This window comes from Enterobacter cloacae complex sp. SHL021 (genome assembly GCF_049237765.1).
GTDB classification, from domain to species: Bacteria; Pseudomonadota; Gammaproteobacteria; order Enterobacterales; family Enterobacteriaceae; genus Enterobacter; species Enterobacter cloacae.
This window is the reverse complement of record NZ_JBMKJG010000007.1, coordinates 219680-235983: the sequence shown is the minus strand read 5'-3', so window position 1 is coordinate 235983 and position 16304 is coordinate 219680. Positions and strand designations below refer to the sequence as shown.

The window sequence follows — 16304 nt, the reverse complement described above, 5'->3', positions numbered from 1 at the left end:
TAACGAGATGAAAAAGCTGGGAAAAGAGTACAGTAATATGGTCATGGTGGCATGACCATATTACTGGGGATCCCTCAGCCCTGTGGGAGAGGGTTAGGGTGAGGGGACAAACTCAGAACACGTTAAACGGGTATTCCACGTAAGCGCGGATCTCATCCCCGCCCACGTTGTAATCGCTGGCGTTGCTGGAGACGCGCAGTACGGAATAGCGCAGTTTCAACTTCAGATCTTTCGCCGGGCCGTCCTGCACCTGATACTGGATCTGGTTAAACCATTCATGCTCTTTGCCGTTACAGGTTTCAGCGGTTTTAATGTTGTCGCCACGCACGTAGGCGGTGGTCCAGCTCAGACCCGGCAAACCGAGACCGCCAAAGTCCAGCCCGTAAGACGCCTGCCATGAACGTTCGTCTTCACCATTAAAATCAGACCAGTAGGAGTTCGCCAGCCAGATGGTGTTGCCGCCGTCACCAACACCGCCCTGGTCGCGGTAGCCGCCATAGTTGTAGCCGGTGCTTCCGCTGCTCTGCTGGTACGCCACTTTGAACGTATGGATATCCCAGATGTAGCTCGCCGCCAGGCTCCAGATGGTGTTGCTGCGGCCCGTGTCGAGGCTGTCTGCGTAGCCCTGATCCAGACGCGAGTTGTAGCCGTTAAAATCGAGTACCAGCTGCTGGCCAGTGCTGAACGGCTGTTTGAAATTCATGCCCAGATATTGCTTGTTCATCACCTCTTCATTATGGGAGGCGTACAGTGCGCCGCTGAACTGGTCATTAAACAGGTAGCTCGCCCCGCCGAAGGAGAAACCCTTGAGGCCGCTGTCGTGGCGATCGTCACTTTTACGCTGCTCGTCGGTGAAATAACCGGCGTTGATTTCCAGACCGTCGATCTCCTTAGAGGTCAGCATGGTGCCGGTGTAGCTTTCAAACAGCAGGCGGGAGCTGTCGGCGTTAATGATTGGCAGCTCGGGACGCTGATTACCGTAGCTGAGTACGGTATTCGAGATGCGCATTTTGGCGGTCGCGCCAAATTTCGCCAGATCGGATTTTGCGCGTCCGTCGTCTTCCTGTTTAAAGAAGTCAATGCCACCTGCGCCGCTCTTACCGCGGCCACCGTCCAGACGCACGCCATACTGCGCAATGCCATCTACGCCAAAGCCAACCACTCCTTCGGTATAACCTGATTCAAAGGTGGCGATGATACCCTGACCCCATTCTGCTTTATCCTGCTGGCCCTGGTGATAATCACGGCTGATATACGCATTGCGTAAAAACAGATCTAAATGGCTGTCATTAATAAAACCCTGGCTGTCTGATTGTTGGCTTGCAACGGCAGGTAATGTGACAAATATGCTTAACGCAACTAACGATAATTCTTTTTTCACGGAGGGAACGTCTCTGTCTTAATATATTAATTTGAATTACTGCGGATTCGATAATTACCCGAAAAGTAACCGATTGCAATAATTATGTGACCAGACATTTCAATGGTGAAGGGCAGGTGTGACGGGGCTTTTGTGGGTGTTATCGATATGTGCGGTTAAGTTAGCAATTCATGCGAAATAAAAAGGAGGCAAATTTGCCTCCTTCCAAAATTATTTAATTCCGTCTGCGGCCATACGGTCGCGAATATGTTGTGCACGCGCTTCTGAGGCCGGGTGATCGTCAAACATGGAGCTTTGACGTCCGGCTTCCAGTTTAGCCAGCTTTTCAAAACTGGTGGCTAAACCTGCTGGATTGATACCGCGTTTGCGCAACAGATCGTAGGAGTAGTCATCCGCTTCGGACTCCTGACGTTGAGAGAACTGGGAGTTAACCAGCTTTTCGCCCACATCGCCAAGCTGTGACTGGGACAGGCTGCCCACAATACCGCCCGCAGAAGCCGCCGCCGCGCGGATGGCGTTAGTGCCTAAGGCGACCTGCATCCCTTTCTTCACGTGGCCGAGGGCAACGTGGCCCATTTCATGGCCGATCACCGCTTCCACTTCGTTGTCGGTCATCATGTCCATTAACCCGCTGTAAACGCGGATACAGCCGTTCGCCATGGCAAAGGCGTTCACGTCTTTCGCGACGTACACTTTATAGTTCACCGGCTGACCGTTAATGTTATCGCCAAGCGCAGAGGCAATTTTATTCAGACGCTGCGTGTAGGGACTGTTGGCCGGGGCAATCGTAGCCTTTCCATCCATATCTTTACAGGCCTGGTCGCTCAGGGCTTTAACCTGCGCGTCGCTCAGGGAATAGGCCTGAAAAGCTTCTGCGCCTGAGGACATCAGGCCGTTAGAATCCATATTCTGACAACCGCTCAGCAGGAACGTTGTACCCAGGGCCAGCACTAATGCACGCATTTTCATGAGGTTGCTTCCGTACTCGTTAATCTGAATAAAATCCGAAAAGTACACCGACAGCGAAGCCGGGGTCGGGCTAAGTATAAGGAATATCGACGGGCCCGGGCGAGCAGATTGCGCAACATGCGAGCATGATCCAGAGATTTCTTAAGCGGCAAAAGAATGCTCCATGTACATGGCATGCCGCTTGGGTTACATTGTTGGCACTTTTTTCCGGCGTAGCCCAAAACGCGCTGTCGTCAAGGGCATGCCTTTAACAGTCCGATCTGGAGTTAAAATGTCCTCACGTAAAGAGCTTGCTAATGCTATTCGTGCGCTGAGCATGGACGCAGTACAGAAAGCCAAATCTGGCCACCCAGGGGCCCCTATGGGTATGGCTGATATCGCCGAAGTCCTGTGGCGTGATTTCCTGAACCACAACCCGCAGAACCCAGCATGGGCTGACCGCGACCGTTTCGTGCTGTCTAACGGCCACGGCTCAATGCTGATCTACAGCCTGCTGCACCTCACTGGCTACGATCTGCCTATCGAAGAGCTGAAAAACTTCCGTCAGCTGCACTCCAAAACCCCGGGTCACCCGGAAGTGGGTTACACCGCAGGTGTTGAAACCACGACCGGCCCACTGGGTCAGGGTATTGCGAACGCGGTGGGTATGGCGATTGCTGAGAAGACTCTGGCGGCGCAGTTCAACCGTCCTGGTCACGACATTGTTGACCACTTCACCTACGCGTTCATGGGCGACGGCTGCATGATGGAAGGCATTTCTCACGAAGTGTGCTCCCTGGCAGGTACCCTGAAGCTGGGCAAACTGGTTGCGTTCTACGACGACAACGGTATCTCCATCGACGGTCATGTTGAAGGCTGGTTCACTGATGACACTGCGGCACGTTTCGAAGCCTACGGCTGGCACGTTGTGCGTGGCGTTGATGGCCACGATGCTGACTCGATTAAACGTGCAGTAGAAGAAGCGCGTGCGGTCACTGACAAACCATCCCTGCTGATGTGCAAAACCATCATCGGCTTCGGTTCTCCGAACAAAGCGGGCACCCACGATTCCCACGGTGCGCCACTGGGCGACGCGGAAATCGCGCTGACCCGTGAAGCGTTGGGCTGGAAACACCCTGCATTCGAAATCCCATCTGAAATCTATGCCCAGTGGGATGCCAAAGAAGCGGGTCAGGCGAAAGAAGCGGCCTGGAACGAGAAGTTCGCGGCTTACGCTAAAGCCTTCCCACAGGAAGCGGCTGAATTCACCCGTCGTATGAAAGGTGAAATGCCGTCTGACTTCGACGCGAAAGCGAACGAGTTCATCGCTAAGCTGCAGGCGAACCCATCTAAAATCGCCAGCCGTAAAGCGTCTCAGAATGCGATCGAAGCGTTCGGTCCATGGCTTCCAGAATTCCTCGGCGGCTCCGCTGACCTGGCACCGTCTAACCTGACCCTGTGGTCTGGCTCTAAGCCAATCAACGAAGATGCGGCCGGTAACTACATCCATTATGGTGTACGTGAATTCGGTATGACCGCTATCGCGAACGGTATCTCCCTGCACGGTGGTTTCCTGCCGTACACCTCTACCTTCCTGATGTTCGTGGAATATGCCCGTAACGCCGTGCGTATGGCTGCGCTGATGAAACAGCGTCAGGTGATGGTTTATACCCACGACTCCATTGGTCTGGGCGAAGATGGTCCAACTCACCAGCCGGTAGAGCAGGTCGCTTCTCTGCGTGTCACCCCGAACATGAGCACATGGCGTCCATGTGACCAGGTGGAATCTGCAGTGGCATGGAAATACGGCGTTGAGCGTCAGGACGGTCCAACCGCGCTGATCCTCTCCCGTCAGAACCTGGCGCAGCAGGATCGTACCGAAGAGCAGCTGGCGAACATCGCCCGCGGTGGCTACGTGCTGAAGGATTGCGCGGGACAGCCAGAGCTGATCTTCATCGCAACCGGTTCTGAAGTTGAGCTGGCTGTTGCAGCCTGGGACAAACTGACTGCCGAAGGCGTTAAAGCGCGCGTGGTTTCCATGCCGTCTACCGATGCGTTCGACAAGCAGGATGCTGCTTACCGTGAATCCGTACTGCCTAAAGCCGTTTCCGCACGCGTGGCGGTTGAAGCGGGTATCGCTGACTACTGGTTCAAATACGTGGGCCTGAACGGCGCTATCGTCGGTATGACCACCTTCGGTGAATCTGCTCCGGCAGAGCAGCTGTTCGAAGAGTTCGGCTTCACCGTTGAGAACGTTGTCGCTAAGGCTAAAGAACTGCTGTAATTGCCGTTTTGCCCGGTGGCGCTTACGCTTACCGGGACTACAAATGGCTCGAAAGTAGGCCGGGTAAGCGCTAGCGCGCCACCCGGCTTTTTTGTAGGCACTATTCCTCAGACATGTAACTGCTCTGTAAATTATTCCATCCAAAATGTGACGCAAGTCATATAGCTCGCTTATTCATCTGGACAGACATTCCTTTTATTCCCCGATTCGCTTATTCTTGCTGAAGCGTTTCAGTCGATTAAATGTTCGACAATTGACCAATCAATCGCAGTTTGTGATAGCAAAGATTCCCCTTCGGGCGTAGCTGGATTACTCTTTCAGCCACCTCGAACTCAGGGATAGCTTTGCAGGAGATCTATGACCGTACGCGTAGCGATTAATGGCTTCGGTCGCATCGGGCGCAACGTGGTTCGTGCTTTATATGAATCCGGGCGTCGGGCGGAAATTACCGTGGTGGCAATCAATGAACTGGCGGATGCTGCGGGCATGGCGCATTTATTGAAATATGACACCAGCCACGGACGCTTTGCCTGGGACGTGCGCCAGGAAAGGGATCAGCTGTTTGTCGGTGACGATACGATCCGCGTACTGCATGAGCGCAATATTGCCGCGCTACCGTGGCGTGAACTGGGTGTGGATGTGGTGCTTGACTGTACCGGCGTATATGGCAACCGCGAACACGGCGAAGCGCATCTCACCGCCGGCGCGAAAAAAGTCCTGTTCTCTCATCCCGGCAGTAACGACCTCGACGCAACGGTCGTTTTCGGCGTCAATCAGCATGAGCTGCAAGCCGAACACCGTATTGTCTCCAACGCCTCCTGCACCACCAACTGCATTATTCCGGTCATTAAACTGTTAGACGATGCATATGGCATTGAATCCGGCACCGTGACCACGATTCATTCCGCCATGCACGATCAGCAGGTCATCGACGCCTACCACCCGGATTTACGACGCACGCGTGCTGCGAGCCAGTCAATCATCCCGGTGGACACAAAACTGGCTGCCGGGATCACCCGAATTTTCCCGCAGTTTAATGACCGTTTTGAAGCGATTGCCGTGCGTGTACCGACGATAAACGTCACCGCAATTGACCTCAGCGTGACGGTAAAAAAACCGGTAAAAGCCTGTGAAGTCAACCTGTTGCTGCAAAAAGCGGCACAGGGGGCATTTCATGGTATAGTTGACTATACGGAATTACCGTTGGTCTCAGTGGATTTTAACCACGACCCGCACAGCGCCATTGTTGATGGCACGCAAACGCGCGTCAGTGGCGCACACCTTATCAAGACGCTGGTCTGGTGTGATAACGAATGGGGCTTTGCTAATCGAATGCTCGACACCACGTTAGCAATGGCTGCCAAAGGTTTCAGGTAAGACGCATCGTGCGTCTGCAAAACTTTAAGAATCAACGAGAGGATTCACCATGTCTGTAATTAAGATGACCGATCTGGATCTGGCTGGTAAACGCGTTTTCATCCGTGCGGATCTGAACGTGCCAGTTAAAGATGGCAAAGTGACCAGTGACGCGCGTATCCGTGCATCTCTGCCAACCATCGAACTGGCTCTGAAGCAGGGTGCGAAAGTGATGGTGACCTCCCACCTGGGTCGTCCAACTGAAGGCGAGTACAACGAAGAGTTCTCTCTGCTGCCGGTTGTTAATTACCTGAAAGACAAACTGTCCAGCCCGGTTCGCCTGGTGAAAGATTATCTGGATGGCGTGGAAGTGGCTGCTGGTGAGCTGGTGGTGCTGGAAAACGTTCGCTTCAACAAAGGCGAGAAGAAAGACGACGAAGCACTCTCCAAAAAATACGCGGCGCTGTGCGACGTATTCGTAATGGATGCATTCGGTACTGCGCACCGTGCGCAGGCGTCTACCCACGGTATCGGTAAATTCGCAGACGTTGCGTGCGCTGGTCCTCTGCTGGCCGCGGAACTGGATGCGCTGGGTAAAGCACTGAAAGAACCTGCTCGTCCAATGGTTGCCATCGTGGGTGGTTCTAAAGTTTCTACCAAACTGACCGTTCTGGATTCCCTGTCTAAAATCGCTGACCAGCTGATCGTTGGCGGTGGTATCGCGAACACCTTCGTTGCCGCTCAGGGCCACAACGTTGGTAAATCCCTGTATGAAGCAGACCTGGTTGACGAAGCCAAACGCCTGCTGGGCACCTGTGATATCCCGGTTCCGACCGATGTTCGCGTTGCCACTGAGTTCTCCGAAACGGCGACTGCTACCCTGAAATCTGTAAACGACATCAAAGATGAAGAGCAGATTCTGGACCTGGGTGACGTTTCTGCACAGAAACTGGCTGAAATCCTGAAAAACGCAAAAACTATCCTGTGGAACGGTCCTGTTGGCGTGTTCGAATTCCCGAACTTCCGTAAAGGGACTGAAATTGTTGCTAACGCTATCGCAGACAGCGAAGCGTTCTCTATCGCAGGCGGTGGTGACACCCTGGCAGCAATCGACCTGTTCGGTATCGCTGACAAAATCTCCTACATCTCCACTGGTGGCGGCGCATTCCTCGAATTCGTGGAAGGCAAAGTTCTGCCAGCAGTAGCAATGCTCGAAGAGCGCGCTAAGAAGTAAGCCATTCAAGGGCAGGGAAACCTGCCCAATTTTCAGCGCGCTTTAAGAGCTCGCACCTTTTCTAACGGCCGAAGATACAGGACTAAGCAACATGTCTAAAATTTTTGATTTCGTAAAACCTGGCGTGATCACTGGTGATGACGTTCAGAAAGTGTTCCAGGTAGCTAAAGAAAACAACTTTGCTCTGCCAGCAGTTAACTGCGTGGGTACTGACTCCATCAACGCCGTACTGGAAACCGCTGCAAAAGTTAAAGCACCGGTTATCGTACAGTTCTCTAACGGCGGCGCTGCGTTCATTGCAGGTAAAGGCGTGAAAACTGACATTCCTCAGGGTGCTGCAATCCTGGGCGCTATCTCTGGTGCGCACCACGTACACCAGATGGCTGAACACTACGGTGTTCCAGTTATCCTGCACACTGACCACTGCGCGAAGAAACTGCTGCCGTGGATCGACGGTCTGCTGGACGCGGGTGAAAAACACTTCGCGGCTACCGGTAAGCCACTGTTCTCTTCTCACATGATCGACCTGTCTGAAGAGTCTCTGGAAGAGAACATCGAGATCTGCTCCAAATACCTGGCGCGCATGTCCAAAATGGGCATGACCCTGGAAATCGAACTGGGTTGCACCGGCGGTGAAGAAGACGGCGTGGACAACAGCCACATGGACGCTTCTGCTCTGTACACTCAGCCAGAAGACGTTGATTACGCTTACACCGAGCTGAGCAAAATCAGCCCACGCTTCACCATTGCAGCGTCTTTCGGTAACGTACACGGCGTTTACAAACCAGGTAACGTGGTTCTGACCCCAACCATCCTGCGTGACTCTCAGGAATACGTGTCCAAGAAACACAACCTGCCGCACAACAGCCTGAACTTCGTCTTCCACGGCGGTTCCGGTTCTTCTGCTCAGGAAATCAAAGACTCCGTAAGCTACGGCGTAGTGAAAATGAACATCGATACCGACACCCAGTGGGCAACCTGGGACGGTATCCTGCAGTACTACAAAGCGAACGAAGCTTACCTGCAGGGCCAGCTGGGCAACCCGAAAGGCGAAGACCAGCCGAACAAGAAATACTACGATCCACGCGTATGGCTGCGCGCAGCGCAGACGTCCATGGTGACCCGTCTGGAGCAGGCATTCAAAGAGCTGAACGCGATCGACGTTCTGTAATTTGAGCTGCTGACAGCATCAGGAGGCCCGCAAACGCGGGCCTTTTTTTATGCTTTTTCAATACCCTGTCAGATCGGTTTTTGTGATCTGTTTGGCAAAACTTGCGCTTTTTGTTTACCCTTTACGGACCTGCCTGTCTCCATGGGGGATGGATTTGTGTTTTGGTTTAACAAAAGGAAGAATAAATGGAACAACTCGATGTTGTAGACAGCATCAATAACGCCGGTAACTGGCTGGTGCGCAACCAGGCGCTGCTGCTGAGCTACGCCGTGAATATCGTCGCGGCGATTGCCATCATCATTGTCGGGATGATCGTGGCGCGTATTGTATCGAATGCGGTCAACCGGGTGATGGTAGCGCGACACATTGACGCTACGGTGGCTGACTTTCTCTCTGCGCTGGTGCGCTATGGCATCATCGCGTTTACGCTGATTGCTGCACTGGGGCGCGTGGGGGTACAGACGGCATCCGTCATCGCCGTGCTTGGTGCCGCGGGTCTGGCTATTGGTCTGGCGTTACAGGGCTCGCTCTCAAACCTGGCTGCAGGCGTTCTGCTGGTCACCTTCCGTCCGTTCCGCTCGGGTGAATACGTTGACCTTGGCGGCATTGCCGGTACCGTACTGCAGGTACAAATTTTCTCTACCACTCTGCGTACCGTTGACGGGCGTATCGTTGTGGTCCCGAACGGGAAAATCATCGCGGGCAACATTATTAACTTTTCTCGCGAGCCGGTTCGCCGTAACGAGTTAATTATCAGCGTGGCGTATGATTCCGATATTGATCAGGTGAAATCGCTGATTGCTAACATCATCGCCTCCGACGATCGTATTCTGAAAGACAAAGAGCAGACCGTGCGCCTGCATGAGCTGGGTGCTTCCTCTATTAACTTCGTGGTGCGTATCTGGAGCAAAAGCAGCGATCTGCAAAACGTGTACTGGGACGTGCTGGAGCGCATTAAGCGCGAGTTTGACGCCAACGGCATCAGCTTCCCGTATCCGCAGATGGACGTAAACGTCAAAAAAGTAAAAGAAGCCGAATAACGTCTCCCGTAGGCCCGGTAAGCGCTAGCGCCACCGGGCTTTTATTTTATTAGCTATGCTAATACCCAATTAATATTATCAATTTCCTCTAATGTTCTTCTCGCAGTATAGTCTGCTCCAAAGACAATTCTGCGAGATAAATGTCATGTTATCGTATTATTTTCAGGGGCTTGCGTTAGGCGCAGCCATGATCCTTCCCCTCGGTCCGCAAAATGCGTTTGTCATGAACCAGGGGATTCGCCGCCAGTATCATCTGATGATTGCTCTGCTGTGCGCGGTAAGCGACTTACTGCTGATTTGTGCCGGGATTTTTGGCGGGAGTGCGCTGCTGATGCAGTCACCCTGGCTGCTGACGCTGGTGACCTGGGGCGGGGTCGCCTTCCTGCTGTGGTACGGATTCGGTGCGTTAAAAACGGCAATGAGCAGTAACCTGGAGCTGGCGAGCGCCGAAGTGATGAAGCAGGGGCGCTGGAAGATTATCGTCACCATGCTGGCGGTAACGTGGCTTAACCCGCACGTCTATCTCGACACGTTTGTGGTGCTCGGGAGCCTGGGTGGGCAACTGGACGTTGAGCCGAAGCGCTGGTTTGCCCTGGGCACGGTGAGCGCCTCCTTTCTCTGGTTCTTTGGCCTCGCCATTCTGGCGGCGTGGCTGGCACCCCGTTTGCGTACCGCCAAAGCCCAGCGGATCATCAACACGCTGGTGGGCGTGGTGATGTGGGTCATTGCCTTTCAACTGGCGAAAGAGGGGATTCATCATGTTCAGGGATTGTTCAACTAAGCGTTGTCTTATGGACAACTGAGCAGGACCCGCTAAGCTTGCTGGCATGCGCCCTGTTGTTAGGGCACTCTTCGCAACATGGAGGAATGACAGTGAAGTTTAACGTGATGGCCCTGGCGGCATTAGTAAGTTTGGGTGCGGTGTCTGTTCAGGCGAATGAATTGCCTAATGGTCCGCACATCGTCACTTCCGGCACCGCCAGCGTGGATGCGGTACCGGATGTTGCGACGCTGGCAATTGAAGTCAACGTAGCCGCGAAGGATGCCGCTTCCGCCAAGAAGCAGGCTGACGATCGTGTTGCGCAATATCTCTCTTTCCTGGAGCAGAACGGTGTTGCCAAAAAAGACATCAGCTCTGCGAATCTGCGTACTCAGCCTGATTACGACTACCAGAACGGCAAAAGTATCCTGAAAGGCTATCGAGCTGTGCGTAGCGTTGAAGTGACCGTCCGCCAGCTGGATAAGCTGAACTCCCTTCTGGATGGCGCGCTGAAGGCGGGTCTGAACGAAATTCGTTCCGTCTCACTGGGCGTTGCGCAACCGGAGAAATACAAAGACGAAGCGCGTAAAGCGGCAATTGACGATGCGATGCATCAGGCGCAGCAGCTGGCCGCTGGCTTTAAGAGTAAGCTCGGCCCGGTGTATAGCGTGCGTTACCACGTCTCTAACTATCAGCCAAGCCCGATGGTACGGATGATGAAAGCCGATGCGGCGCCGGTCTCTGCTCAGGAAAGCTATGAGCAGCCGACCATTCAGTTCGACGATCAGGTTGATGTGGTGTTCCAGCTGGAGCCGACGCAAACTCAGCAAACTGAGACGGCTAAGGCGCAGTAATTTGCCCTCACCCTAACCCTCTCCCACAGGGAGAGGGAATTCAAGCGATTAATCCTGTCTCAACACCTTGTGCCCGTATGCCAGCAGCGCGTCGGTGACGTTGCGCATCATGCGGCTTTCCGGCGCAAAACGGTGCCAGTAAAGCATCCGGCGCTGATACAGCCCCGGCGTCAAATCAATCAGCTCACCGCTTTTCAACTCCTTTTCAATCTGCAGGTGCGGGATCATGCAGCAGGTGGTTCCCTGACGCGCAAGCTGCACGAAGGCCTCAGACGAGTTCACGATGTGGCACGGCACGCTGCCCGGCGGCAGATCGAAGTTTTGTTGCAGGAAAGCCTGATGCATATCGTCCAGATGGTCGAACGCCACGGCAGGCGCCTTAAGCAGCGCGGCGCGGGTGACGCCATTGGGGAAGTAGCGCTCCGCAAAGGCTTTTGAACCGACAAACAGGTAATCCAGCGCCCCCAGTTGATCGACCAGGCAGCTTGGCAGTGCCTGAGGCTGAATACTGACCGCCCCGACCACTTCACCGCGACGCAGGCGTTCCTGGGTGCGGGTTTCATCTTCAACCTGAAGATTCAGACGGATAGGGGAATCGGCCAGAACCGGGGCGAGGGCGGGCAGCAGCCAGGTTGCCAGACTGTCGGCGTTCACCGCCAGCGACAGCAGCAACGGCGTAGAACCCGTTTGTTCATCACCCAGCCATTCGTCTTCCAGCAGTTCAACCTGGCGCAGCAGGGCGAGGAGCTTTTGTCCTTGCTCTGTTGGACGCGGTGGCACGGTACGCACCAGCAGTGGCTGCCCGAACATGTTTTCAAGCTGTTTGATACGCTGCGATACGGCGGACTGAGTAATACACAGCTTTTGCGCTGCGCGCTCAAAACCGCGTTCACGAATAACTGCATCAAGTGCCTGTAGTGTTCTGTAGTCCGGACGTTTCATTGCTCTGGCTTACTCCTTAATTTTGCTTAATCTGCACTATGACACAATTTTCCCTTTGTGGCAGACGAATTCCACCTCACGTGTTCTATAATGCGCCCTAAGTTTTCATACCACAGGCAAAACGATCATGACGCAGGATGAACTGAAAAAAGCAGTAGGATGGGCCGCGCTCCAGTACGTGCAACCGGGTACTATCGTCGGTGTGGGTACGGGGTCGACGGCGGCACACTTTATCGATGCGCTGGGCACGATGAAGGGGCAGATCGAGGGCGCGGTTTCGAGCTCCGATGCTTCCACGGAAAAGCTGAAAAGCCTCGGCATTACCGTTTTCGATCTGAACGAAGTGGACCGTCTGGGGATCTACGTTGATGGCGCGGATGAAATCAACGGGCATATGCAGATGATCAAAGGCGGCGGCGCAGCGCTGACGCGTGAAAAGATCATCGCCTCCGTGGCCGATAAATTTATCTGTATCGCGGATGCCTCCAAGCAGGTCGATATTCTGGGTAAATTCCCGTTGCCGGTTGAAGTGATCCCAATGGCGCGTAGCGCCGTGGCACGTGAGCTGGTAAAACTGGGCGGACGTCCTGAATACCGTCAGGGTGTGGTCACCGATAACGGCAACGTGATCCTCGACGTTCATGGCCTGGAAATTCTCGACGCGATCGCGCTCGAAAACGCCATCAACGGCATTCCGGGCGTGGTAACAGTAGGGTTATTCGCCAACCGTGGCGCGGATGTTGCGCTGATCGGCACGGCTGATGGCGTGAAAACCATCGTAAAATGATCTGACGGGGGGAGTCCTCCCCCCGCTAAAAAAATTTTGAAAAGCTAAATTCGGTGACTTGTGTCACGTTTTTTGCCCCTCTCTTGCTGAACCTTCCGCATTCACAAATATTTACAGCATTTTACTCTGCTATTTTGCGCTGTATGACTTTTCTTCAGAGTGCCGACGCAAACGTTCATATTGCTGCAATAGTTTTTTTTGATATGTTGGCTAAGCGGATTTCAATCCAGCACAACATCAGTTCAGACAAAAAAACAGGGTCGGGTAAATGGCAAAGGTATCACTGGAGAAAGACAAGATTAAATTCCTGCTAGTAGAAGGCGTGCATCAAAAAGCACTTGATAGCCTTCGCGCGGCAGGTTACACCAACATCGAATTTCACAAAGGCGCGCTGGATACTGAAGAGCTGAAAGCGTCCATCCGTGATGCCCACTTCATCGGCCTGCGATCCCGTACTCACCTGACTGAAGATGTTATTGCTGCGGCGGAAAAGCTGGTCGCTATCGGCTGTTTCTGCATCGGTACCAACCAGGTTGACCTGAATGCTGCCGCAAAACGCGGTATCCCGGTCTTCAACGCCCCGTTCTCCAACACCCGTTCCGTGGCGGAGCTGGTGATTGGCGAACTGCTGCTGCTGCTGCGCGGTATTCCGGAAGCCAACGCCAAAGCCCACCGCGGCGTGTGGAACAAACTGGCCGCGGGCTCTTATGAAGCGCGCGGTAAAAAACTGGGTATCATTGGTTACGGCCACATTGGTACCCAACTGGGTATCCTGGCTGAATCCCTGGGCATGCATGTTTACTTCTACGACATTGAAAGCAAACTGCCGCTGGGGAACGCCACTCAGGTTCAACATCTTTCAGACCTGCTGAACATGAGCGACGTGGTAAGCCTGCATGTGCCGGAAAACGCCTCAACCAAAAATATGATGGGCGCGGAAGAGCTGGCGCTGATGAAGCCAGGTTCCCTGCTGATCAACGCCGCACGCGGTACGGTTGTCGACATTCCCGCGCTGTGCGATGCCCTGAAGCGTAAGCATCTGGCGGGGGCAGCTATCGACGTCTTCCCGACGGAGCCTGCAACCAACAGCGATCCATTTAACTCTCCGCTGTGCGAGTTCGACAACGTGATCCTTACGCCACACATCGGTGGCTCTACTCAGGAAGCGCAGGAGAACATCGGTCTGGAAGTGGCGGGTAAACTGAGCAAATACTCCGATAACGGTTCAACGCTCTCTGCCGTTAACTTCCCGGAAGTGTCACTGCCGCTGCACGGTGGCCGTCGTCTGCTGCACATTCACGAAAACCGTCCGGGCGTGCTGACCGCCATCAACCAGATCTTTGCCGAGCAGAGCGTCAACATTGCCGCGCAGTATCTGCAAACCAACTCGCAGATGGGCTATGTGGTTATTGATATCGAAGCAGATGAAGATGTGGCCGAGAAAGCGCTGCAGAGCATGAAGGCCATTCCGGGGACGATTCGCGCGCGTCTGCTGTACTGAGGGTGTGAGGTAAATGCAAAACGGTAACGATAGTTACCGTTTTTTATGTTTTCTCCCTCTCCCGGTGGGAGAGGGCTGGGGTGAGGGCATCAGGCTGCACGCCTGTTTCACCATTCCCACAACTTCGATGGCGTCACCACCGCCGGCAACGGCACATCCCACTTCTCGACCGGCAAGGCGTCTACCGCCTGGCAATCATGCGCATAACCCACCGGCTGCAACCCGTACTGCTGCCAGTTTTGCAACGTTCTGTCATAGAACCCCCCGCCCATTCCTAAACGCTGGCCCTGTTCATCAAACGCCACCAGCGGCGTAATCAGCACGTCCAGCTGTGACAGCGGCAGCACGTCGCGCACATCCAGCTTCGGCTCGGTGATTTTCAGACGATTCACAACCAGTTCGCTGTGTGGGTGGTAGTGCAGAAACAGCAGGTTCCCTGCGCTAAACGGATGCAGCACCGGCAGATAGACCCGCTTTCCGGCTCGCCAGAGTTGTTCGATGAGTGGCTGCGTATCCAGTTCACCATCAAAAGAGAGAAACAGCGCGACGGTATGCGCCATCACTACAGGCGGATACGCCATCATGCGTGCCGCGGCCTGCTGGGCAAAATGCGCTTGCTGTTCAGGGGTTAACGCCCGGCGACGCTGTCGAATGAGTTGACGAATATCCTGGCGTGAGGCAGAAACTTCAGGGAATTGAGTCATGGTAGTGGTAGAAGAAGAGTGAGGGAATCTCCGAGATGCCGCCGCAGGCTGTAACCCTTGAACCCTTGGTTCAAGGTGAATGTGTCGTCATAGTTTTAAGGCTTCTCGGACGAACCGAGCATGCTCACCAACCATGGAGCGCCACATTCTTGTGGTATGAAATATCGGCTCAGGGGACTGGCCCGCTTGCGAACATCTCAGAGAAATTTTGTCTTCACAGTTACTCTACCATAGTCAACTGAGAAGTGTTATTCAAACTTTGGTCCCGGTCTTTCGGGATTGCGACCTTGATCAAGCAACGCCTGTTCTATGGTCTGCTGGAGCATTTTAATGCGCTGCTCCATGCTTGCCGCGTAGTCGCGGGTCTTCGCTTTTTCCTGAGTCAGTTCATAGCTGATGTTCAACGCGGCGATAAAAACCAGCTGCTCAGTATTTGTGACTCTAGTGCGTTCTTTGAGATCTTGCAACCGCTGATTCAAATCGTCCGCAGCCTGATTCAAAGCATCCCTTTGTTCAGGAGGACAATTCACTCGCAGTGAACGGCCAAAAATCTGGAGATCGACGGGTTGTGCAGACATGCCACCTTCCTGCTGATTGACTGCGCTGCCTTCGCTTACTGCCCCGGGGGCTGCGAAGGGGCGACACTATAGCTACCCTGATGTGAAGATACAAGCCCTTTTCTGGTATCACCAGGGTCCAAAGTGGTAGCATATCATGAATATTCCTCCCTTTGATGACGAAAGCTCATGTCTATACAGAACGAAATGCCTGGTTACAACGATTTAAACCAGTTACTGAACCAGCAGGGTGTGGGTTTAACCCCTGCCGAAATGCACGGTCTGATCAGTGGCATGCTATGCGGCGGAAACAGCGACAGCTCATGGCAGCCGCTGATCCACGACCTGACGAACGAAGGGCTGGCGTTTGGTCATGAACTGGCGGAAGCGCTGCGAAAAATGCACTCGGCAATCAGCGATTCGCTGGAGGACGATGGCTTCCTTTTTCAGCTTTATCTGCCTGAAGGCGACGATGTCAGCGTGTTCGATCGCGCCGATGCGCTGGCCGGTTGGGTAAACCACTATCTGCTGGGGCTGGGCGTAACGCAGCCTAAGCTTGATAAAGTGACCGGTGAAGCGGGTGAAGCGATCGACGATCTGCGTAACATCGCGCAACTGGGTTACGACGAAGAAGAAGATCAGGAAGAGCTGGAGATGTCTCTCGAAGAGATTATCGAGTACGTTCGCGTGGCGGCACTGCTGTGCCACGATAACTTCACCCGCTCGCAGCCAACCGCACCGGAAGTTCGTAAGCCAACCTTACATTAAGAAAAATAACGCACAGG

General features: G+C 53.9%; 15 protein-coding genes and 1 other RNA gene. 10 read left to right on the top strand and 6 right to left on the bottom strand.

Annotation, left to right across the window (positions count from 1 at the left end):
- Positions 1-112: 112 nt before the first annotated feature.
- A complete protein-coding gene (locus tag ACOTZF_RS09650) occupies positions 113-1381 on the bottom strand; it encodes an OprD family outer membrane porin (RefSeq protein ID WP_129317949.1) in 1269 nt (422 codons plus the stop codon).
- Positions 1382-1591: 210 nt separating this feature from the next.
- A complete protein-coding gene (locus ACOTZF_RS09645; RefSeq protein WP_013098638.1) occupies positions 1592-2350 on the bottom strand; it encodes a M48 family metallopeptidase in 759 nt (252 codons plus the stop codon).
- A 271-nt stretch (positions 2351-2621) separates the two neighbouring features.
- On the opposite strand from ACOTZF_RS09645, the gene tkt reads away from it, so the two are divergent.
- From tkt to ACOTZF_RS09610, 7 genes are all read left to right on the top strand, one after another.
- Positions 2622-4613 (top strand): transketolase, encoded by a 1992-nt coding sequence (tkt, locus tag ACOTZF_RS09640; RefSeq protein WP_038420542.1) that lies wholly within the window; start codon positions 2622-2624, stop codon positions 4611-4613.
- A 357-nt stretch (positions 4614-4970) separates the two neighbouring features.
- Positions 4971-5990 carry an erythrose-4-phosphate dehydrogenase gene (epd, locus tag ACOTZF_RS09635; protein ID WP_057072393.1) on the top strand — a complete coding sequence of 340 codons (1020 nt, stop codon included), beginning with the start codon at positions 4971-4973 and terminating at the stop codon, positions 5988-5990.
- A 49-nt stretch (positions 5991-6039) separates the two neighbouring features.
- A complete protein-coding gene (gene pgk, locus ACOTZF_RS09630) occupies positions 6040-7203 on the top strand; it encodes a phosphoglycerate kinase (RefSeq protein WP_013098635.1) in 1164 nt (387 codons plus the stop codon).
- A 91-nt stretch (positions 7204-7294) separates the two neighbouring features.
- Positions 7295-8374, top strand: coding sequence for a class II fructose-bisphosphate aldolase (fbaA, locus tag ACOTZF_RS09625; RefSeq protein WP_013098634.1), 1080 nt, complete (start codon positions 7295-7297; stop codon positions 8372-8374).
- A gap of 185 nt (positions 8375-8559) precedes the next feature.
- A complete protein-coding gene (locus ACOTZF_RS09620; RefSeq protein WP_013098633.1) occupies positions 8560-9414 on the top strand; it encodes a small-conductance mechanosensitive channel MscS in 855 nt (284 codons plus the stop codon).
- 145 nt (positions 9415-9559) lie between these two features.
- The gene (gene argO / locus ACOTZF_RS09615; protein WP_045902713.1) at positions 9560-10195 is read left to right on the top strand and encodes an arginine exporter ArgO; all 636 of its coding nucleotides are present in this window, start codon (positions 9560-9562) and stop codon (positions 10193-10195) included.
- A gap of 92 nt (positions 10196-10287) precedes the next feature.
- Positions 10288-11028, top strand: coding sequence for an oxidative stress defense protein (locus ACOTZF_RS09610; protein WP_013098631.1), 741 nt, complete (start codon positions 10288-10290; stop codon positions 11026-11028).
- A gap of 48 nt (positions 11029-11076) precedes the next feature.
- On the opposite strand, the gene argP is transcribed toward ACOTZF_RS09610, so the two are convergent.
- Positions 11077-11970, bottom strand: coding sequence for a DNA-binding transcriptional regulator ArgP (gene argP / locus ACOTZF_RS09605; protein ID WP_008499727.1), 894 nt, complete (start codon positions 11968-11970; stop codon positions 11077-11079).
- A 127-nt stretch (positions 11971-12097) separates the two neighbouring features.
- On the opposite strand from argP, the gene rpiA reads away from it, so the two are divergent.
- Positions 12098-12757, top strand: a complete 660-nt coding sequence (gene rpiA / locus ACOTZF_RS09600; RefSeq protein WP_013098630.1) for a ribose-5-phosphate isomerase RpiA — start codon at positions 12098-12100, stop codon at positions 12755-12757.
- A gap of 268 nt (positions 12758-13025) precedes the next feature.
- The gene (gene serA / locus ACOTZF_RS09595) at positions 13026-14258 is read left to right on the top strand and encodes a phosphoglycerate dehydrogenase (protein ID WP_013098629.1); all 1233 of its coding nucleotides are present in this window, start codon (positions 13026-13028) and stop codon (positions 14256-14258) included.
- A gap of 107 nt (positions 14259-14365) precedes the next feature.
- Here serA and ACOTZF_RS09590 read toward each other — a convergent pair whose 3' ends face one another.
- The 3 genes from ACOTZF_RS09590 to zapA form a co-directional block, all read right to left on the bottom strand.
- Complete coding sequence (locus tag ACOTZF_RS09590) at positions 14366-14962, bottom strand: 5-formyltetrahydrofolate cyclo-ligase (protein ID WP_058660761.1); 597 nt, start codon at positions 14960-14962, stop codon at positions 14366-14368.
- A 23-nt stretch (positions 14963-14985) separates the two neighbouring features.
- Positions 14986-15169, bottom strand: a non-coding RNA gene (ssrS, locus tag ACOTZF_RS09585) — 6S RNA.
- 41 nt (positions 15170-15210) lie between these two features.
- Positions 15211-15540: a cell division protein ZapA gene (gene zapA / locus ACOTZF_RS09580; protein WP_006811891.1), complete on the bottom strand. Its 330-nt coding sequence runs from the start codon at positions 15538-15540 to the stop codon at positions 15211-15213.
- A 168-nt stretch (positions 15541-15708) separates the two neighbouring features.
- On the opposite strand from zapA, the gene ACOTZF_RS09575 reads away from it, so the two are divergent.
- On the top strand, positions 15709-16287 hold the full coding sequence (locus ACOTZF_RS09575; RefSeq protein WP_013098627.1) for a YecA family protein: 579 nt from the start codon (positions 15709-15711) through the stop codon (positions 16285-16287).
- Positions 16288-16304 lie beyond the last annotated feature (17 nt).